Raw genomic sequence first — 19,275 nt, forward strand, 5'->3', positions numbered from 1 at the left:
CAAGCGATGGCGCGCGTGGCAGTGCAGCGCCGGCATGCCGCAGCGCCCCGAAGTGCGCTTGCGTGCTAGGGAAAACGACATGTTGAGACGCAACATGGCACGCAGTATTGTACTTCCACATCCGGATCTGGCCCGCCAGGCTGCCTTGCCACACGCAATGTTCTTCCCATTGATTGCGTCGATGAATCCGGCGCATGAACTCTCGCAGAATTGCGGCCCCGAATACGGCAGTGCACAACGAAATCCCGTTGACGTTGTTTGAGTGCGTGGGAACAATCGCCAAAAAATAGAACGGTTGTTCGTTTTCAGACGATAAATACTAAAATTCAGGAGACTGTTTCATGGCATTGATGGGTCAAATGATGAGCGCGCCGCTGCTCATTTCCTCCATCATCCGGCACGCTGCCCGCTATTACGGCAGCACCGAAATCGTCTCGCGACGTACCGAAGGCGACCTTCACCGCTATACCTATCGCGATTGCGAGCTGCGTGCCCGCAAGATGGCCCAGGCATTAGCTGCGCTTGGCGTGCAGCAGGGCGATCGTGTTGGTACCTTGGCCTGGAATGGTTACCGGCACCTCGAAATCTACTATGGCGTGTCGGGCATGGGCGCCGTCTGCCATACGATCAACCCGCGCCTGTTCCCCGAGCAAATTGCCTATATCGTCAATCACGCCGACGATGGTTATGTGTTCTTCGACCTAACTTTCCTGCCGCTTGTGGAAGGCGTGGCGCCGCATTGCCCGAATGTGAAGGGCTGGGTGCTGATGAGCGACCGTGCCCATATGCCGGCGGAGTCCAAGGTGAAGCTGCTGTGCTATGAAGAATTGATCGACGCGCAGGACGGCAACTATGATTGGCCGGACCTCGACGAAAACCAGGCGTCGAGCCTGTGCTACACCTCCGGTACGACCGGCAATCCGAAGGGCGCGCTGTATTCGCACCGCTCGACGGTGCTGCATTCCTACGCGTCCGCGCTGCCCGATGCACTGGGCTGCTCGGCGCGCGACGTGATCCTGCCGGTGGTCCCGATGTTCCATGTCAACGCCTGGGGCCTGCCATATTCGGTGCCGCTCGTCGGTGCGAAGCTCGTGTTGCCTGGCCCCAAGCTGGACGGGGCTTCCGTGTATGAGTTGTTCGAGCAAGAAAAGGTGACCTTCTCCGCCGGCGTGCCGACGGTATGGCTGGGCCTGCTGCAGCATGTGCAGGCCAACAACCTGAAGTTCTCCACCTTCCGCCGCACCGTGATCGGCGGGTCGGCGGTGCCACCGGCAATGATCCGCGCGCTGCGGGCGCTGGATGTCGAAGTCATCCACGGCTGGGGAATGACCGAGATGTCACCACTGGGCACCACCTGCAAGCTGTTGGCCAAGCACGAGGAGTTGTCCGAGGAGGCGTCCCAGAAGGTCCTTGAGAAGCAGGGCCGCGTGCTGTTCGGGGTGGATATGAAGATTGTCGATGGCGACGGCAAGGAGTTGCCCTGGGACGGCAAGGCCTTCGGCGACCTGCTGGTGCGCGGTCCCTGGATCATCGAGCGCTACTTCCGCAATGACACCAATCCGCTCGTCGACGGCTGGTTTCCGACCGGCGACGTGGCCACCATCGATCCCGACGGCTACATGCAGATCACCGACCGCAGCAAGGACGTGATCAAGTCCGGCGGCGAATGGATCTCGTCGATCGATATCGAGAACGTGGCCGCGGCCCACCCGGCCGTGCATATGGCCGCCTGCATTTCCGTGCATCACCCGAAGTGGGACGAGCGCCCGCTGCTGGTCGTGGTGAAGAAGCCGAGCGCCGAAGTCACCAGGGAAGAATTGCTGAAATTCTTTGAGGGCAAGGTCGCCAAATGGTGGATTCCTGACGACGTGGCCTTCGTCAGCGAAATCCCGCTGACCGCTACCGGCAAGATGCAGAAGCTCAAGCTGCGCGACCAGTTCAAGGACTACCGCCTGCCGACAGCCTGAGGCGGAACGGGCATTCGCCACGCCGTGCCTGCTTGCGGCACGGTGTTGGCGAGGCAGCCGGGCGAGCAACAACAGGGTCCGCCCGGCGAGCCGCAATCGACGACAAGCCAACGACAAGAGTGAAGGAGACAGGTATGACCAAAATGCGTCCGCTGGTGGCTGGCGTGGCCGTGTTCGCGGCACTGGGTTCTGCGCTGGTTTCAGGCACGGCACTCGCAGATACGGTGAAGATTGCCTTCATCGATCCGCTTTCGGGGCTGATGGCCCCCGTTGGACAGAACCAGCTCAAGAGCTGGCAGTACGTGGCCGAGGTAGCCAACCAGAAGGGTTGGGGTGGCCCGCACAAGTTCGAGGTAGTGGGCTTCGACAACAAGCTGTCGCCGCAGGAGAGCCTGACCATCCTCAAGCAGGTGGCCGACCAGGGCATCCGCTACATCGTCCAAGGCAACGGCTCGTCGGTGGGCCTGGCGTTGGAAGACGCCGTTGCCAAGCACAACGAGCGCAATCCGGGCAAGGAAATCGTCTACCTGAACTACGCAGCGGTAGACCCGGACATGACCAACAGCAAGTGCAACTACTGGCATTTCCGGCTCGACGCGAACTCGGACATGAAGATGGAGGCCCTGACCACGTACCTGGCCAAGGACCCCAACGTCAAGAAGGTCTACCTGATCAACCAGAACTACTCGTTCGGCCACCAGGTCGCGCGCGCGGCCAAGGACTACCTGAAGCGCAAGCGTCCGGATATCCAGATCGTCGGAGAAGACCTGCATCCGCTCGCGCAGGTGAAGGACTTCGCGCCGTACGCGTCCAAGATCAAGGCGTCGGGCGCCGATACGGTGATTACGGGCAACTGGGGCAGCGACCTCGCGCTGCTGATCAAGGCGGGCAAGGACGCCGGCCTGACCACCAACTACTACACGTACTACGCCGGCACCACCGGCGTGCCGACCGCCATGGGCGCCGCCGGTGCCGATCACGTCAAGTACGTGGGCTACTACAACCCGAACAACGAGGGCTTCAAGGGCGCCGACATCATCGAGGGCTACAAGAAGAAGTACAACGACGACTTCTACGTGATGGCCGCCTACACCGGCGTGGCCATGCTGGCCAAGGCGGTGAAGGAATCCGGTTCCACGGATCCGGTCAAGGTCGCCAAGGCCATGGAAGGCATCAAGGTCGACAGCATGAATGGCCCGGTCGAGATGCGAAAGACCGACCACCAGGCCCAGCAGTCGCTCGTGGTGGCCACCTGGACCAAGGTCAACGGCAAGGACATCAAGTTCGACCAGGAAAACACCGGCTACGGCTGGAAGACCAATGCGCTGATGGACCAGTACGTTGCCGCGCAGCCGACTTCCTGCCAGATGAAGCGGCCGGGCTGATCCTGCCCACGGCGGGCCGGCCGGCAGTATAAAGCCGGGCGCCCGATCCTGCATACTTTCGGTAGAAGACCGGGGAGCGTCCGGGCATGCATGCCATGCCCGGCAGGATGCGCTCACCCTTGTTCAAACCGGATGGCCGCGCTGTGGCGCAGCCAGATTGAAGGATACGTTGTGGAATTCTTCGTCATTTCTTTGCTGAACGGCATCAGCTACGGGCTGCTGCTGTTCATGCTCTCGTCTGGCCTCACGCTGATCTTCAGCATGATGGGTGTGCTCAACTTCGCGCACGCGAGCTTCTACATGCTCGGGGCCTACTTTGCCTACACCGTTGCCAGCAAGATAGGATTCTGGCCGGCGCTGATCCTGGCGCCGCTGCTGGTGGCATTTGCCGGCGCGCTCGTGGAACGCTTCGGCCTGCGCGCCGTGCACAAGTACGGGCATGTGGCCGAGCTGCTGTTCACGTTCGGCCTGGCCTACCTGATCGAAGAAGGGGTCAAGCTCGTCTGGGGCCTGGCTGCCGTGCCATACCGTATTCCGGCCGAACTCGACGGGCCGCTGTTCACGGTATTCACGTCGTCGTTCCCGAAATACCGTGCATTCATGATGCTGGTCTCGCTGGGCATGCTCGTGGCGATCTATCTCGTGCTCACGCGCACGCGCATCGGCCTCGTGATCCAGGCGGCGCTGACGCATCCGGAGATGGTGGAAGCGCTTGGCCACAATGTGCCGCGCGTGTTCATGATGGTGTTCGGCGGGGGCGCGGCGCTGGCCGGACTTGCCGGCGTGATCGGTGGCAATGCCTTTGTCACCGAGCCATCGATGGCGGCGGCAGTCGGGTCGATCGTATTCGTGGTCGCGGTGGTGGGCGGCATGGGTTCACTGGTGGGGGCGTTTATCGCTTCTATCCTGATCGGCGTGCTGCAGACGTTCGCCGTGACCATCGATGCGTCGCTGGCCGGCCTCTTCAACAGCATTGGCCTGGCCGTCAGCGACGCCACGCCGTTCTACTCGCTGTGGAAGCTGACCGTGGCCCAGGTGGCGCCGGTGCTGCCTTATCTGCTGCTGGTGCTGATGCTGATCTTCCGGCCGCGAGGTCTGATGGGAACCCGGGAGAGCTGAGCCATGAGAATCGAATCGACAATGGAACAAAGCCGCGGGCCGGTCGTGACCGGCCGTACCATGCGCTACAAGCCGCTCAACCTTGCGCGCTGGGTGATCTGGAGCCTGACCATACTGGTCATGCTGGTGCTGCCGCTGATCTTTACCGGCGGGTTTGCGATCACGCTGATGTCCCAGATGGGCATCATGATCATCTTTGCGCTGTCGTACAACATGCTGCTCGGCCAGACCGGCATGCTGTCGTTCGGGCACGCCGTGTATTCGGGCCTCGGCGCCTTCATTGCCGTGCACGTGCTCAATATGCTGGGCGCGGGCAAGGTGTGGCTGCCCGTGTCGATGCTGCCGCTTGTGGGCGGCCTGGCCGGCGCATTCTTCGGCGTGCTGTTCGGCTACGTGACCACCAAGAAGTCGGGCACGACGTTCGCCATGATCACCATGGGCATCGGCGAGATGGTGTTTGCCAGTTCGCTGATGTTCCCCGAGTTCTTCGGCGGCGAAGGCGGCATCTCTACCAACCGCGTGGTGGGTGACCCATTCCTTGGCATCACGTTCGGTCCCGGCCGTCAGGTCTACTACCTGATCGCCGCGTGGTGCCTGGTGTCGATGGTGGCGATGTATGCGTGGACGCAGACGCCGCTTGGCCGCATTGCCAACGCGGTACGCGATAACCCTGAACGTGTCGAGTTCATCGGGTACAACACGCAGCGTGTGCGCTACCTCGTGCTGATCCTGTCGGCGTTCTTCGCCGGCATCTCGGGCGCGCTGTCGGCGATCAACTTCGAGATCGTATCGGCCGAAAATGTGAGCGCCGTACGCTCGGGCGGCGTGCTGCTCGCGGCGTTCATCGGTGGCGCCGGCGTGTTCTTCGGGCCGATCATCGGCGCGGTGGTATTCATGCTGTTCGCGGTTGCACTGTCGGACCTGACCAAGGCGTGGCTGCTGTACCTGGGCCTGTTCTTCGTGCTGATGGTGATGTTCGTACCGGGCGGCATCGCGAGCCTGCTGCTGATGCAGATGCCGCTGGTGGCCAAAGGCAAGTTCAAACAGATGCTGCCGTCCTACGGGCGTGCCGCAGCGGCAGGCGTGGTGCTGCTCGCAGCCATGATCCTGACCGTGGAACTGGTCTACAAGGTTCAGGTCGACAGCGCCAACGGCACCGACATGTCGCTGTTCGGCATCGCTTTCGATGCCGGCAAGCCTATGGCCTGGGCGGTCGCGGCCGCCCTGTGGGTGGCCGGGTTGTTGGCGTGGCGCATGGCGGCGGCGCGCGTGCGCACGGCATGGGACAAGGTGCACGGTGAAATCGCGGGAGGCAGGGCATGACAGCGGCACTGGAACTGACCGATGTACGCAAGAAGTTCGGCCAGACGGAAATCATCCGTGGCGTGAACCTGTCGATTGGCAAGGGCGAGCGCCACGCGCTGATCGGCCCGAACGGCGCCGGCAAGTCAACCACGTTCAACCTGATCTCGGGACGCTTTGCGCCGACCAGCGGTTCGGTGCGCCTGAACGGGCAGGAGATCGGGGGCCTGCAGCCATTCGCGATCAACCGCATGGGGCTGTCGCGGAGCTTCCAGATCACCAATATCTTCCACCGGCTGTCGGTGTTCGAGAACCTGCGCTGCGCGGTGCTCTGGTCGCTCGGCTACAAGTACTCGTTCTGGCACCGGCTGTCAGCGCTGCGCGATGCGCGCGAGCGTGCCGAGGAAGTGCTCGAACTGATCGGCATGCAGCATCGCCGCGACTCGCAGGCCGGCTTGCTGACCTACGCGGAGCAGCGCGCGCTGGAAATCGGCATCACGATCGCGGGCGGCGCCGATGTGATCCTGCTCGACGAGCCCACGGCGGGCATGAGCCGCTCGGAATCGGACCACGCGGTCGAACTGATCCGCAAGGTTACGTCAGGCAAGACACTCGTGATGGTGGAGCATGACATGAGCGTAGTGTTCGGGCTGGCCGACCGCATCTCGGTGCTGGTCTACGGCGAGGTGATCGCCACCGACACCCCGCAGGCCATCCGCAACAATCGCAAGGTCAAGGAGGCATATCTGGGTACCACGCTCGACGAAGCCGCGACTGAAGGAGCGCACTGATGGCAAAACGCATGCTCGAAGTCCAGGGGCTGCATGCCTATTACGGCAAGAGCCATATCCTGCATGGCGTCGATGCGCATATCGATGAGGGCGAGATCGTTGCGCTGCTCGGGCGCAATGGCGTGGGTCGGTCGACCATGGCCAAGGCGATCCTCGGCATGGTCAAAGCGGAGGGGTCGGTGCGCTTGCGCGATGAAGAGATCCTCGGACGCCGTACCTTCGAGATCGCGCATCTCGGCATTGGCTATGTCCCCGAGAATCGCGATATCTTCCCGACGCTGACCGTGCGCCAGAACCTGCTGCTCGGTGAAAAGCGCAACCCGCGCCAGTCGAAGCCGCGCTGGTCGATCAACGACATGTTCCAGATGTTCCCGCGCCTGAAGGAACGCGAGAACACTGCCGCAGGTGTGCTGTCAGGCGGCGAGCAGCAGATGCTGACGCTGTGCCGCACGCTGATGGGCGATCCCGACCTGATCCTGATCGATGAGCCTACCGAAGGCCTGGCGCCGATGATCGTGACACTGGTCGGCGATTACCTCAAGACGCTGAAGGAGCGCGGCGTGTCGGTGCTGCTGATCGAGCAGAAGCTGGCCATTGCGCTCGATATTTCGCAGCGTGTGTATGTGATGGGCCATGGCCACATCGTGTTCGAGGGAACGCCGACCGAACTGAAGGCCAATGCGCAGGTGCGCAAGGAGTGGCTGGAGGTGTAATGCCGCAGGTTGCGTCCGTGCCGGGCGGACGCGCCTGACATCACACTTGTGCCGCTTGCCCGGCAATGACTTTTGCCGTCTTCGGCAACTCGAACGGCATATCCTCATAGTCGATCAGCCGCGTCTTCCTGACGATGCGGTACCCCAGCCACAGCGCCAGGAACACCGGCACCCCGATGTACGTCGCAATGATTTCCGGCCAGCGGTTCGGAATGTCCGCGAATGCCTGGTAGTTCTGTCCCGCCACGATCACCAGGCACAGCACGCCCGCAAAGATTGGGCCGAACGGATAGAGCGGCGAGCGGTACGCCAGCGCGTTGATGTCATAGCCTTGATAGACCATTCCGCGCCGGAAGCGGTAGTGGCTCAGGGCGATACCGAACCATGCGAAGAAGCCCGTCATGGCCGATGTGTTCAGCAGCCACAGGTACACGGCCTTGTCGCCGAACAGCGAACTGAAGAAGCACAGCGCGCCGACGGCGGTGGTGACCAGCAGCGCATTGAACGGTACGCCGTTCACGGTCAGCTTGCCCAGCCAGCGCGGGGCGCGTCCGCTCACAGCCAGGCCGTAGAGAATACGCGTGGAGACGTACATGCTCGACGTGCCCGCCGACAGCAGCGCGGTCAGCACCACGGCGTTCATCAGGCCGGCGGCAAAGGCCAGCCCGGCCTGACGGAACACCAGGGCGAACGGGCTCACGCCGACGTCGGTCACATCATTGCGCAGCAGGTTCGGATCGGTATAGGGAATCAGCACGCCGATGATCAGGATCGCGATCACGTAGAACAGCAGGATGCGCCAGAAGGTCTGGCGGATCGCGCGCGGGATCGTTCTGGCCGGATCCTGCGCCTCGCCGGCAGCTACGCCCACGGTCTCGGTGCCCTGGAACGAAAACCCGGCGATCATCGCCACGCCGATCATGGCAGGAATGCCGCCGACGAACGGCGCGTCGCCGGTCGTGAAGTTGTGCCAGCCGGATTGCGGGCCGCCCTTCATGATGCCGAAGATCATCAGCAGCCCCACGCCCAGGAACACGATCACCGTGATCACCTTGATCAGCGCGAACCAGTACTCGGCTTCGCCGAAGCCGCGCACCGAGAACGCGTTGAGCGCGAACATCAGCAGCAGGAAGCCCGCGCTCCAGACCATGCCGGGCATGCCGGGGAACCAGAACTGCATCACCAGTTGCGCGGCGGTGAGTTCCACCGCGATGGTCACGGCCAGGCTGAACCAGTAATTCCAGCCGAGCGCAAAGCCGAAACCTTCCTCGACATAGAGCGCGCTGTAGGTGACGAACGAGCCAGCCACGGGCATGTGGACGGCCAGTTCGCCAAGGCTGGTCATCAGGCAATACACCATGAAGCCAAGCAGGGCGTACATCAGAAGCGCGCCGCCGGGACCAGCCTGTGCGATGGAGGCGCCGGATGCGACGAACAACCCGGTGCCAACCGCGCCGCCGATTGCGATCATGGTGAGATGGCGCGCCTTGAGCTTGCGCTGAAGGTCGTCGTGCTCGACGACCGGATGCTGGTGAGGATGAGGATGGGAGTGGGAAGACATCAGGGTCGCTGGAACTTCGCCTGCCCGGACAACTTATGGATGTCCGGGGTCGAAAAATGAAAAGCCGCGAGTCTAACGTGTCTTTTTTAGCGGATCGCTCGTCCGCATCAAATAAAGTCGCATACTGACCCTGATGCCCTGCGTGGATGTTGTGAAAGTGCTGTAACCGACGTGCGACGTTTCGGCGATTACTTGACTTGCCAACGTTTCCCCAACGCCCGTACTGCTGCTCTCATGCACGCCGCGAAGGAGCGAAATAAAGCGCGCGCATGGTGGTCAAATTGCGCAAAAATTAAAATTGAACGACCGTGCTATTTTGTGTATGCTGTGTTTCGCCCGTCGGCTGAAACGCTTGTCGGGCGTGGGAATGCGGAGGGTTTACCCTTCCATCGCGGCTTCGGCCGCTAGTGGTGAAGCGGCCGAGACAGGCCGGCAATGCAGCAAACAACCATATTCGAGAATTCGAATCCCGAGACAACCCAAGACACCAAAGGAACCAGCATGACAGCGCAGTATCAGGTTCAGGACGGCGTAGCCGTCATCACGCTCGACAATCCTCCTGTCAACGGCCTGGGTCACAGCACCCGGCTTGGCATCGTCGATGGCATGACCCGTGCGCTGGACGATGCGGCCGTCAAGGCCATCGTCATCACCGGCGCCGGCAAGGCATTCTCGGGCGGCGCCGATATCCGCGAATTCAATACGCCCAAGGCCACGCAGGAACCGACGCTGCATTCGGTGATCCGCGTGATCGAGGGTTCCTCCAAGCCGGTGGTGGCTGCAGTCCACTCGGTGGCAATGGGCGGTGGCCTGGAACTGGCCCTGGGCTGTAACTACCGCGTGGCTTCGAAGGGTGCGCAGATCGCGCTGCCGGAAGTCAAGCTGGGCCTGCTGCCCGGCGCCGGCGGCACGCAGCGCCTGCCGCGCGTGATCGGCCTGGAAGCGGCTGCCAACATGATCGTGTCGGGCACCGCCGTGCCGTCCGAGAAGTTCGCCGGCACCAAACTGTTCGATGAAATCGTCGATGGCGATGTCCTGCCCGCCGCGGTCAAGTTCGCGCAAAACGTCGCGGCTGCGCCCGGCCCGTACCCGAAGGTGCGCGACCTGAAGGTCCGTCACGAGAACCCGGAAGGCTTCCTCGGCTTTGCCAAGACCACCGTTGGCGCCATGGCCAAAAACTTCCCGGCGCCGCTGAAGTGCCTGGAAGCCGTGGCTGGCTCGCTCAAGCCGTTCGAGCAAGGCCTGAAGGAAGAGCGCGATGGCTTCCTGTACCTGGTGACCACGCCGGAATCGCGCGCGCTGCGCCATGCGTTCTTCGGTGAGCGCGCCGCCAGCAAGATCCCGGACGTGCCGTCGGACACGCCAGTCCGCAAGATCGAAAAGATCGCCGTGATCGGCGCCGGCACCATGGGTGGCGGCATCAGCATGAACTTCCTGAACGCCGGCATCCCGGTCACGATCCTGGAAACCAAGCAGGAAGCGCTGGATCGCGGCATTGGCATCATCCGCAAGAACTACGAGAACAGCGCCAAGAAGGGCAAGCTCACGCAGGAGAAGGTCGAGCAGCGCATGGGCCTGCTGTCGACCACGCTCTCCTATGACGACATCAAGGACGCGGACATGGTCATCGAGGCCGTGTTCGAAGAAATGGGCGTCAAGGAAATTGTGTTCAAGAAGCTGGACGAAGTGATGAAGCAAGGGGCGATCCTGGCTTCGAACACCTCGACGCTCGACGTGGACAAGATCGCCTCGTTCACCAAGCGTCCGCAGGACGTGGTCGGCATGCACTTCTTCAGCCCGGCCAACGTGATGAAGCTGCTGGAAGTCGTGCGCGGCGCGAAGACCGGCAAGGACGTGCTGGCCACCGTGATGGCGATCGGCAAGAAGATCAAGAAGACCGCTGTGGTGTCGGGCGTGTGCGACGGCTTTATCGGCAACCGCATGATCGAGCAGTACAGCCGCCAGGCCGGCTACCTGCTGGACGAAGGCGCGCTGCCCGAGCAGGTCGACCGTGCTATCGAAAAGTTCGGTTTCGCCATGGGCCCGTTCCGCATGGGCGACCTGGCCGGCAACGACATCGGCTGGGCGATCCGCAAGCGCCGCGCGGTGGACAAGCCTGACATCCAGTACAGCAAGACCGCTGACCTGCTGTGCGAAATGGGCCGCTATGGCCAGAAGACCGGCGCGGGCTGGTACGACTACAAGGCGGGCGACCGCAAGCCGTACCCGAACCAGCAGGTCAACGACATGATCGTGCAGCACTCCAAGGACCTTGGCATTACGCGCCGCAAGATTTCCGACGAGGAGATCGTCGAGCGCCTGGTGTTCGCGCTGGTCAACGAAGGCGCGAAGATCCTGGAAGAAGGCATTGCTTCGAAGGCCTCGGATATCGATATGGTGTACCTGACCGGCTACGGCTTCCCGCTGTTCCGCGGCGGCCCGATGCTGTATGCAGACCAGGTCGGCCTGTACAACGTCGCGCTGTCGATGAAGAAGTACGCCAAGGGCTACCACGGCGAAGCGTGGCAAGTCGCGCCGCTGCTGCAGAAGCTGGCGGACGAGGGCAAGGGCTTCAACGACTGAAGCCAAGGCAGCAGCAAGGCTGACGGAGGCGAACATGAGACCCGGTCCGGATGACTGCCTGCTGGTAGTCGACGTGCAGAACGACTTCATGCCAGGCGGCGCGCTTGCCGTGCCGCGTGGCGATGAGATCGTGCCTGTCGTCAACCGGCTCGCGCATGCATTCCCGCACGTGGTGCTGACGCAGGACTGGCACCCGGCGGACCATGTCTCGTTTGCCGCCAACCATGCCGGTACCGAGCCGTTCCAGATGCTCGCGTTGCCGTATGGCCAGCAGGTGCTGTGGCCGGTCCATTGCGTGCAGGGCACAACGGGTGCGGCGTTCCACGCCGGGCTCGACGTGCCCCACGCCCGGCTGGTGATCCGAAAGGGCCATCACACGGGCGTGGACAGCTACTCCGCCTTCATGGAGGCGGACCGCAGCACGCGCACCGGACTGGCCGGCTACCTGCGAGAGCACGGCGTGAAGCGCGTGTTCCTGGCCGGACTGGCGACGGACTACTGCGTGGCGTGGAGCGCGCTCGATGCGCGCGCTGCAGGCTTCGACGCCGTGTTGATCGAGGATGCGTGCCGTGCCATCGACCTTAACGGGTCGCTGGCGCAGGCGTGGCAGGACCTCGCAGCCGCTGGCGTCAAGCGCATCCACGCGGCCGAACTGCTGCAAGCCCCGGGCTGAACCGAACTAACCGAACTGAAAGACACCAAGATTCCGAGGAGCAAAACATGAACGAGGCAGTCATCGTATCCACCGCCCGCACCGGGCTGGCCAAGAGCTGGAAGGGCGCGTTCAACATGACCCATGGCGCGACGCTCGGCGGCCACGCCGTGGAGCACGCCATTGCGCGCGCAAAGATCGAAGCCGGCGAAGTGGAAGACGTGCTGATGGGCTGTGCCAACCCCGAAGGCGCCACCGGCTCCAACATCGCCCGCCAGATCGCGCTGCGTGCTGGTTGCCCGGTCACCGTGCCGGGTGCGACCGTGAACCGCTTCTGCTCGTCCGGCCTGCAGACCATTGCTATGGCGGCGCAGCGCGTGATCGCCGATGAAGGCGATATCTTCGTGGCCGGCGGCGTGGAAAGCATCTCCTGCGTCCAGGCGGAAATGAACCGCCACATGCTCGCCGATCCGTGGCTGGTCAAGAACAAGCCGGAAATCTACTGGAACATGCTCCAGACCGCCGAGAACGTGGCCAAGCGCTACAACATCTCGAAGGATCGCCAGGACGAGTATGGCGTGCGCAGCCAGCAGCGCGCCGCTGCCGCGCAGGAAGCCGGCAAGTTCAAGGACGAGATCGTGCCGATCACGGTGCTCGCAGGCGTGGCCGACAAGTCCACGGGCCAGTTGGTCACGAAGGAAGTGACGCTGGACCGCGACGAAGGCATCCGTGGCGACACCACGCTGGAAGCCGTGTCGAAAATCCGTACTGCCGTGCCGGGTGGCGTGGTCACCGCCGGCAATGCGTCGCAGTTCTCGGACGGTGCTTCGGCTGCCGTGGTGATGAACGCGCGCGTCGCCGCCGCCAAGAGCCTGCAGCCGCTGGGCGTGTTCCGCGGCTTTGCCGTGGCGGGTTGCGAGCCCGATGAAATGGGCATCGGCCCGGTGTTCGCGGTGCCCAAGCTGCTGAAGAAGGCGGGCCTGAAGGTCGACGACATTGGCCTGTGGGAGCTGAACGAAGCCTTCGCCGTGCAGGTGCTGTATTGCGCCGACAAGCTGGGCATTCCGATGGATCGCCTGAACGTCAATGGCGGCGCCATCGCCGTGGGCCACCCGTATGGCGTGTCGGGTGCTCGCCTGGTCGGTCATGCGCTGATTGAAGGCAAGCGCCGTGGCGTGAAGTACGTCGTCGTGACGATGTGCATCGGCGGCGGGCAGGGCGCGGCCGGGTTGTTCGAAGTGCTGTAAGTCTGGTTTGCTTCCCTCTCCCGTGCGCGGGAGAGGGAGCACCCATGTAGTCACTGAAAGGCAGGCGTTCCTGCAAATTCAATACCGCTCCAGGGTCATTCCCATTCGATAGGGATTTCTCGCACCCTCGGGCGCGCCAGCAAGACAAGAAGAACCGCGGTGCGCCACGCAGCGCCCCGCATGGAGACACCATGTCGCTGATCCTTTCCCGCCGTGACCTGAATTTCGTCCTGTACGAATGGCTCAAGGCGGACGAATTGACCCGCATTCCCCGCTACGCCGACCACTCGCGCGAGACTTTCGACGCGGCGCTGGATACGTGCGAGAAAATCGCCACCGACCTGTTTGCGCCCCACAACAAGAAGAACGACCAGCACGAACCCGAATTCGACGGCGAGACCGTCACCATCATTCCAGAAGTCGGCACGGCGCTGAAGGCGTTCTGCGAGGCCGGGCTGATGGCCGCCGGACAGGACTACGAAATCGGCGGCATGCAGCTGCCGGTGCTGGTCGAGAAAGCAGGCTTTGCGTACTTCAAGGGCGCCAACGTCGGCACGAGTTCCTACCCGTTCCTGACCATCGGCAACGCCAACCTGCTGCTTACGCACGGCACGCCCGCGCAGATCGATACCTTCGTCAAGCCCGAAATGGAAGGCCGCTTCTTCGGCACCATGTGCCTGTCGGAGCCGCAGGCCGGTTCGTCGCTGTCGGACGTCACCACGCGTGCCGAGTACGAAGGCGAATCGCCGCTCGGCGCGCAATACCGTCTGCGCGGCAACAAGATGTGGATCTCGGCCGGCGAGCACGAGCTGTCGGACAACATCGTGCATCTGGTGCTGGCCAAGATTCCGGGGCCGGACGGAAAGCTGGTGCCGGGCGTGAAGGGCATCTCGCTGTTCATCGTGCCAAAGTACCTCGTCAACGCGGACGGCTCGCTCGGCGAGCACAACGACGTGGTGCTGGCCGGCCTGAACCACAAGATGGGTTACCGTGGCACCACGAACTGCCTGCTGAATTTCGGCGAGGGCATGAAGTACAAGCCGGCCGGCAAGGCTGGCGCCATCGGCTATCTGGTCGGCGAGCCCGGCAAGGGCCTTGCCTGCATGTTCCACATGATGAACGAGGCCCGCATCGGCGTGGGCCTCGGCGCGGTCATGCTCGGCTATACCGGCTATCTGCATGCAGTCGACTATGCGCGCAATCGTCCGCAAGGCCGCCCGGTCGGCCCCGGCGGCAAGGACCCGGCAAGCCCGCAGGTGAAGCTCGTCGAGCATGCCGATATCCGCCGCATGCTGCTCGCACAGAAGAGCTATGTGGAAGGCGGCCTCGCGCTGAACCTGTATTGCGCGAAGCTGGTCGACGAAGAGCGCGCCGCGTCCGCCGATGCGGTCAAGCATGAACAGCTTTCGCTGCTGCTCGATATCCTGACCCCGATCGCCAAGAGCTGGCCGTCGCAGTGGTGCCTCGAAGCCAATAACCTGGCTATCCAGGTCCATGGTGGCTATGGCTATACCCGCGAGTACAACGTCGAGCAGTTCTACCGCGACAACCGCCTGAACCCGATCCATGAAGGCACGCACGGCATCCAGGGCCTGGACCTGCTGGGCCGCAAGGTCGTGATGAAGGACGGCGCCGCATTCCGCCTGCTGGGCGAGCGTGTGCGCGAGACCTGCGAATGCGCACTGTCGAGCGGCGACAAGGAGCTGGGCAGCCAGGCGCGCGCGCTTGGTGCTGCGGCGACACGTCTTGCCGAGGTCACGAAGGTGCTGTGGAGCGCCGGCGATGCCAACGTGACGCTGGCCAATGCGAGCATCTACCTGGAAGCGTTCGGCCACGTGGTGGTCGCATGGATCTGGCTGGAGCAGGCACTGGTCGCGCAAGCTGCGCTGGCAGGTGGCGCCAGCGGCGAGGACGAAACCTTCTATCGCGGCAAGCTTGCCGCGGCCACGTACTTCTCCCGCTGGGAACTGCCCAAGGTCGGCCCGCAGCTCGAACTGCTGGCTACGCTGGACCGCACCACGCTGGATATGCAGGACGCCTGGTTCTGACCCGCGCCGCTATCCGTGTCCACGACATCGAGGAACATCAGGGAACCCAATCATGCGTACCATCCAGCAACTATTTGACCTGAAGGGCCGTACCGCGCTCGTGACCGGCGGTTCGCGCGGGCTTGGCCTGCAGATTGCCGAAGCACTGGGCGAGCAAGGCGCGCGCGTGGTGCTGTCCGCGCGCAAGGCCGACGAACTGCAGGCCGCGCAGGCACACCTGAAAGCGCGCGGCATCGAGGCCGACTGGATCGCCGCCGACGGCGCACAGGAAGCCGATATCGCGCGCCTTGCCGATGAAGCACTGGCGAAGCTCGGCCACATCGACATCCTCGTCAACAATGCCGGCGCTACCTGGGGCGCTCCCGCCGAAGACCACCCGGTCGAGGCCTGGGACAAGGTCATGAACCTGAACATCCGCGGCCTGTTCCTGCTGACGCAGCGCATCGGCAAGCTGTCGATGATTCCGCGCCGCTACGGCCGCATCATCAACGTGGCATCGATTGCCGGGCTCGCCGGCAACCCGCCGGGGTCGATGGAAACCATTGCCTACAACACCTCCAAGGGTGCCGTGGTCAACTTCACGCGCACGCTGGCGGGCGAGTGGGGCGAGCACAACATCACCGTCAATGCGCTGGCACCGGGCTTCTTCCCGTCGAAGATGACCAAGGGCTCGCTCGATCGCCTGGGCGTGGACGCCATGTGCGAAGGCGTGCCGCTGCACCGCCTTGGCGACGACGAAGACCTGAAGGGCGCCGCGCTGCTGTTCGCGAGCGACGCGGGCAAGCACATTACCGGCCAGATCCTGGCCGTGGACGGTGGCGTCAGCGCAGTCTGATCGCATGGTCTAATGGCGGGTGGCTGCGCCTGGCGTGGCGCCCGTCTCATTGAACCTGACAAGACCATGACGCAACACAACGGATTCCCGAACCGTATTCCCTTCCTGTCCGAGCTTGGCGTGACCTGCAACCGCAGCGAAGGGGGGCGAAGCGAACTTGAACTCGCGCTGGAAGAGCGCCACCAGAACAGCTGGGACATGGCCCACGGCGGCGTGCTCATGACACTGCTCGACGTGGCCATGGCGGTGGCCGGCCGCTCGGCCGACACGCTCGGGCGCGGCCTGGTCACCATCGAAATGAAGACCAGTTTCATGGCGCCCGGACGCGGTACGCTCAGTGCACGCGGCGAATGCGTGCACCGGACCACGACCATGGCGTTCTGCGAGGCCGAGATCGTCGATGCCGACGGCAAGACCGTGGCGCGCGCGTCCGGCACGTTCAAGTACGTGAAGCGGATTCCGCCGCAGCGCACGGCCGACGATGGCGCGGACACCGGCGCCGACGGCTGATCGAAACTAACGGGGCAGGAGCCGGCGCAGACCGGCAGGCAATGCAGCAGTCGAAGTCAACACAACAAGATTGATCGGGAGACACGATGCAGAAGACAGCTGGCGCCGCGCGGCGCCTGATTGCCACCCTGAGACTTCGCGCCCTTGGCGCGCTCGGAGCGGGCGTACTGGCGGCGAACTCGCCGGTGCACGCCCAGGCCACCCCGGCCGCACCGCCTTCTTTCCCGGACGCCGCCGCCACCGACCCCATCACGCTCGGGTGGATGCAGGGTTTCCCGCCGCCGGCCGACAAGCAGATCGGCTTCAATATCGCGAGCAGCCGCTTTCCGCGCCAGCGCTGGAGCTTTTCGCATATGCGCGAGCTGGTGCCGACTGCGGCCGTCTGGCATGGCCGCGCCGGTGTGAGCGCGTTGCCACGCGCGGAGCGCGATATCAGCGCTGTGCCGTTCACGGACGCCGACGGCAGCCGCCGCATGTTCTCCGACATGCTGGCACTGACCTACACCGACGGCATCCTCGTGATGCACAAGGGCAAGGTGGTCTACGAACGCTATTTCGGCGCGCTGGACGACCACACGCCGCACCTTGCCATGTCGGTGACCAAGTCCTTCGTGGGCACGCTGGCGGCCGTGCTCGCTGCGGACGGCAAGCTCGACCCGGCCGCGCCGGTCACGCGCTATGTGCCCGAGATGGCTGGCACTGCCTACGGCGATGCTACGGTCCGCCAGGTCATGGACATGACCGTGGGCGTCAAGTATTCGGAAAACTATGCCGACCCGAAGGCGGAAGTCTTCGACTACGCGCGTGCCGGCGGCATGCTGCCGCGCGATGCCGCTTACACAGGGCCGCAGAATTTCTATGACTTCCTGAAGACGCTGCAAAAGGAAGGCGAACACGATCAGGCCTTCGCCTACAAGACCGTGAATGCCGAGGTGCTCGCGTGGATCGTCAAGCGCGCGTCGGGTCAGTCGCTGGCGAAGCTGCTGTCCGATCGCGTCTGGCAAAAGATGGGCGCCGAGAGCGATGCCTACTTCACCGTCGACAGCATCGGCACCGAATCGGGCGGCGGGGGCCTCAACACCACGCTGCGCGACCTCGCTCGCTTCGGCGAAACCATGCGCAACCAGGGCCGCTTCAATGGCCAGCAGGTGATTCCCGCATCGGTCGTCCAGGAAATCAGTGGTGGCGGCGACCGTGCCAAGTTCGCCAAGGCCGGCTATGCCACGCTGCCGGGCTGGAGCTACCGCGACATGTGGTGGGTATCCCACGATGACCACGGCGTCTATGAAGCGCGCGGCATCCATGGTCAGCGCATCTATGTCGATCCCAAGGCGCAGATGACCATTGTGCGCTACGCCTCGCACCCGCTTGCGGCCAACGCCGCCAATGACCCCGTGACCCATCGCGCTTACCGCGCGCTGGCGATGGAGCTGATGAAGCAATAACCGCGGCACAACCCCCGCCGCGTTTCCCTTTACAAGGATCTGACATGTCCACCAATACGTTCAAGCGCATCGTCCTGGCATCGCGCCCCGAAGGCGCCGTGACGCCGGCCAACTTCCGCCTCGAGGAAGTACCCGTGCCGGAGCTTGCCGACGGCCAGGTGCTGGTGCGCAACCATTACCTGTCGCTGGACCCGTATATGCGCGGTCGCATGAACGACAGCAAGTCGTACGCCACGCCGCAGCCGCTGAACGAGGTGATGATCGGCGGCACGGTGGGCGAAGTCGTCGCGAGCAAGAACAGCAAGTACAAGGCCGGCGACAAGGTGGTCGGCATGTTCGGCTGGCAGGAAATGGGCGTGAGCGACGGCACCGGCATGCAACCGGTCGATACCACGCATATCCCGCTGTCGGCGTATCTCGGTTCAGTCGGTATGCCGGGCGTGACGGCATGGTACGGCCTGAACAAGATCATTCAGCCGAAGGCGGGCCAGACGGTGGTCGTCAGCGCTGCGTCGGGCGCTGTGGGCAGCGTCGTCGGGCAACTGGCCAAGCTGGCCGGCTGCCGCGCCGTGGGGTTTGCCGGCGGCAAGGACAAGTGCGACTACGTGGTCAATGAGCTGGGCTTCGACGCGTGTATCGACTACAAGGCCGCCAAGGATTCCAAGGAGCTCTACACGATGCTCAAGGAAGCCACGCCCAATGGCATCGACGGCTACTTCGAGAACGTGGGCGGTGACATCCTTGATGCCGTACTGACGCGCATGAATGCGTTCGGCCGCATTGCCATGTGCGGCATGATCGCGGGCTATGACGGCCAGCCGCTGCCGCTGAAGAATCCGCAGCTGATCCTGGTCTCGCGCCTGACCGTCGAAGGCTTCATCGTTTCCGAACACATGGAGGTGTGGCCGCAGGCGCTGAAGGAGCTGGGCACGGCCGTCGCGCAGGGCAAGCTCAAGTTCCGCGAATCGGTCGCGCAGGGCCTGGAAAGCGCGCCGGAAGCATTCATGGGCCTGCTCAAGGGCAAGAACTTCGGCAAGCAGCTGGTGAAACTGGTGTAAGCGCCAGGGCGTCGCCGGCCGGGCCTGGCGCCCGGTCGGCGGACCTGCGCACAACGACT

16 protein-coding genes are annotated in these 19,275 nt (G+C 63.6%); 15 read left to right on the top strand and 1 reads right to left on the bottom strand.

What is annotated here, in order from left to right; translation table 11 throughout:
• Positions 1-34: 34 nt before the first annotated feature.
• The 7 genes from ACIGJG_RS07245 (at position 35) to ACIGJG_RS07275 (ending at position 7,277) form a co-directional block, all read left to right on the top strand.
• The gene (locus ACIGJG_RS07245) at positions 35-262 is read left to right on the top strand and encodes a hypothetical protein (protein ID WP_483672949.1); all 228 of its coding nucleotides are present in this window, start codon (positions 35-37) and stop codon (positions 260-262) included.
• Between the two features lie 79 nt (positions 263-341).
• Positions 342-1,967 carry a 3-(methylthio)propionyl-CoA ligase gene (locus ACIGJG_RS07250; RefSeq protein ID WP_140949158.1) on the top strand — a complete coding sequence of 542 codons (1,626 nt, stop codon included), beginning with the start codon at positions 342-344 and terminating at the stop codon, positions 1,965-1,967.
• 134 nt (positions 1,968-2,101) lie between these two features.
• Positions 2,102-3,352 carry a branched-chain amino acid ABC transporter substrate-binding protein gene (locus tag ACIGJG_RS07255; protein WP_011297568.1) on the top strand — a complete coding sequence of 417 codons (1,251 nt, stop codon included), beginning with the start codon at positions 2,102-2,104 and terminating at the stop codon, positions 3,350-3,352.
• Positions 3,353-3,523: 171 nt separating this feature from the next.
• On the top strand, positions 3,524-4,471 hold the full coding sequence (locus ACIGJG_RS07260) for a branched-chain amino acid ABC transporter permease (protein WP_041679905.1): 948 nt from the start codon (positions 3,524-3,526) through the stop codon (positions 4,469-4,471).
• Positions 4,472-4,474: 3 nt separating this feature from the next.
• On the top strand, positions 4,475-5,794 hold the full coding sequence (locus tag ACIGJG_RS07265) for a branched-chain amino acid ABC transporter permease (protein WP_483672950.1): 1,320 nt from the start codon (positions 4,475-4,477) through the stop codon (positions 5,792-5,794).
• Positions 5,791-6,564: an ABC transporter ATP-binding protein gene (locus tag ACIGJG_RS07270; RefSeq protein ID WP_011297571.1), complete on the top strand. Its 774-nt coding sequence runs from the start codon at positions 5,791-5,793 to the stop codon at positions 6,562-6,564. Before ACIGJG_RS07265 ends, ACIGJG_RS07270 begins: the two co-directional genes overlap by 4 nt.
• Positions 6,564-7,277 carry an ABC transporter ATP-binding protein gene (locus tag ACIGJG_RS07275; RefSeq protein ID WP_011297572.1) on the top strand — a complete coding sequence of 238 codons (714 nt, stop codon included), beginning with the start codon at positions 6,564-6,566 and terminating at the stop codon, positions 7,275-7,277. Before ACIGJG_RS07270 ends, ACIGJG_RS07275 begins: the two co-directional genes overlap by 1 nt.
• 40 nt (positions 7,278-7,317) lie before the next feature.
• On the opposite strand, the gene ACIGJG_RS07280 is transcribed toward ACIGJG_RS07275, so the two are convergent.
• On the bottom strand, positions 7,318-8,838 hold the full coding sequence (locus tag ACIGJG_RS07280; RefSeq protein ID WP_483672951.1) for an amino acid permease: 1,521 nt from the start codon (positions 8,836-8,838) through the stop codon (positions 7,318-7,320).
• 501 nt (positions 8,839-9,339) lie between these two features.
• On the opposite strand from ACIGJG_RS07280, the gene ACIGJG_RS07285 reads away from it, so the two are divergent.
• The 8 genes from ACIGJG_RS07285 to ACIGJG_RS07320 all read left to right on the top strand — a co-directional run bounded on the left by ACIGJG_RS07285 (position 9,340) and on the right by ACIGJG_RS07320 (position 19,216).
• A complete protein-coding gene (locus tag ACIGJG_RS07285) occupies positions 9,340-11,421 on the top strand; it encodes a 3-hydroxyacyl-CoA dehydrogenase NAD-binding domain-containing protein (protein WP_140949162.1) in 2,082 nt (693 codons plus the stop codon).
• A 34-nt stretch (positions 11,422-11,455) separates the two neighbouring features.
• A complete protein-coding gene (gene pncA, locus ACIGJG_RS07290) occupies positions 11,456-12,094 on the top strand; it encodes a bifunctional nicotinamidase/pyrazinamidase (RefSeq protein ID WP_011297575.1) in 639 nt (212 codons plus the stop codon).
• 47 nt (positions 12,095-12,141) lie between these two features.
• A complete protein-coding gene (locus tag ACIGJG_RS07295; protein ID WP_483672952.1) occupies positions 12,142-13,320 on the top strand; it encodes an acetyl-CoA C-acyltransferase in 1,179 nt (392 codons plus the stop codon).
• 191 nt (positions 13,321-13,511) lie between these two features.
• Complete coding sequence (locus ACIGJG_RS07300) at positions 13,512-15,368, top strand: acyl-CoA dehydrogenase (protein ID WP_011297577.1); 1,857 nt, start codon at positions 13,512-13,514, stop codon at positions 15,366-15,368.
• 52 nt (positions 15,369-15,420) lie between these two features.
• Positions 15,421-16,203 carry an SDR family oxidoreductase gene (locus ACIGJG_RS07305; RefSeq protein WP_011297578.1) on the top strand — a complete coding sequence of 261 codons (783 nt, stop codon included), beginning with the start codon at positions 15,421-15,423 and terminating at the stop codon, positions 16,201-16,203.
• Positions 16,204-16,269: 66 nt separating this feature from the next.
• Positions 16,270-16,713 (top strand): PaaI family thioesterase, encoded by a 444-nt coding sequence (locus ACIGJG_RS07310; RefSeq protein ID WP_041679907.1) that lies wholly within the window; start codon positions 16,270-16,272, stop codon positions 16,711-16,713.
• A gap of 86 nt (positions 16,714-16,799) precedes the next feature.
• Positions 16,800-18,158 (top strand): serine hydrolase domain-containing protein, encoded by a 1,359-nt coding sequence (locus tag ACIGJG_RS07315; RefSeq protein ID WP_483672953.1) that lies wholly within the window; start codon positions 16,800-16,802, stop codon positions 18,156-18,158.
• A 44-nt stretch (positions 18,159-18,202) separates the two neighbouring features.
• The gene (locus ACIGJG_RS07320; protein WP_011297581.1) at positions 18,203-19,216 is read left to right on the top strand and encodes an NADP-dependent oxidoreductase; all 1,014 of its coding nucleotides are present in this window, start codon (positions 18,203-18,205) and stop codon (positions 19,214-19,216) included.
• The last annotated feature ends 59 nt before the right edge of the window (positions 19,217-19,275 follow it).

Source organism: Cupriavidus sp. C1SS-2L (assembly GCF_057073735.1).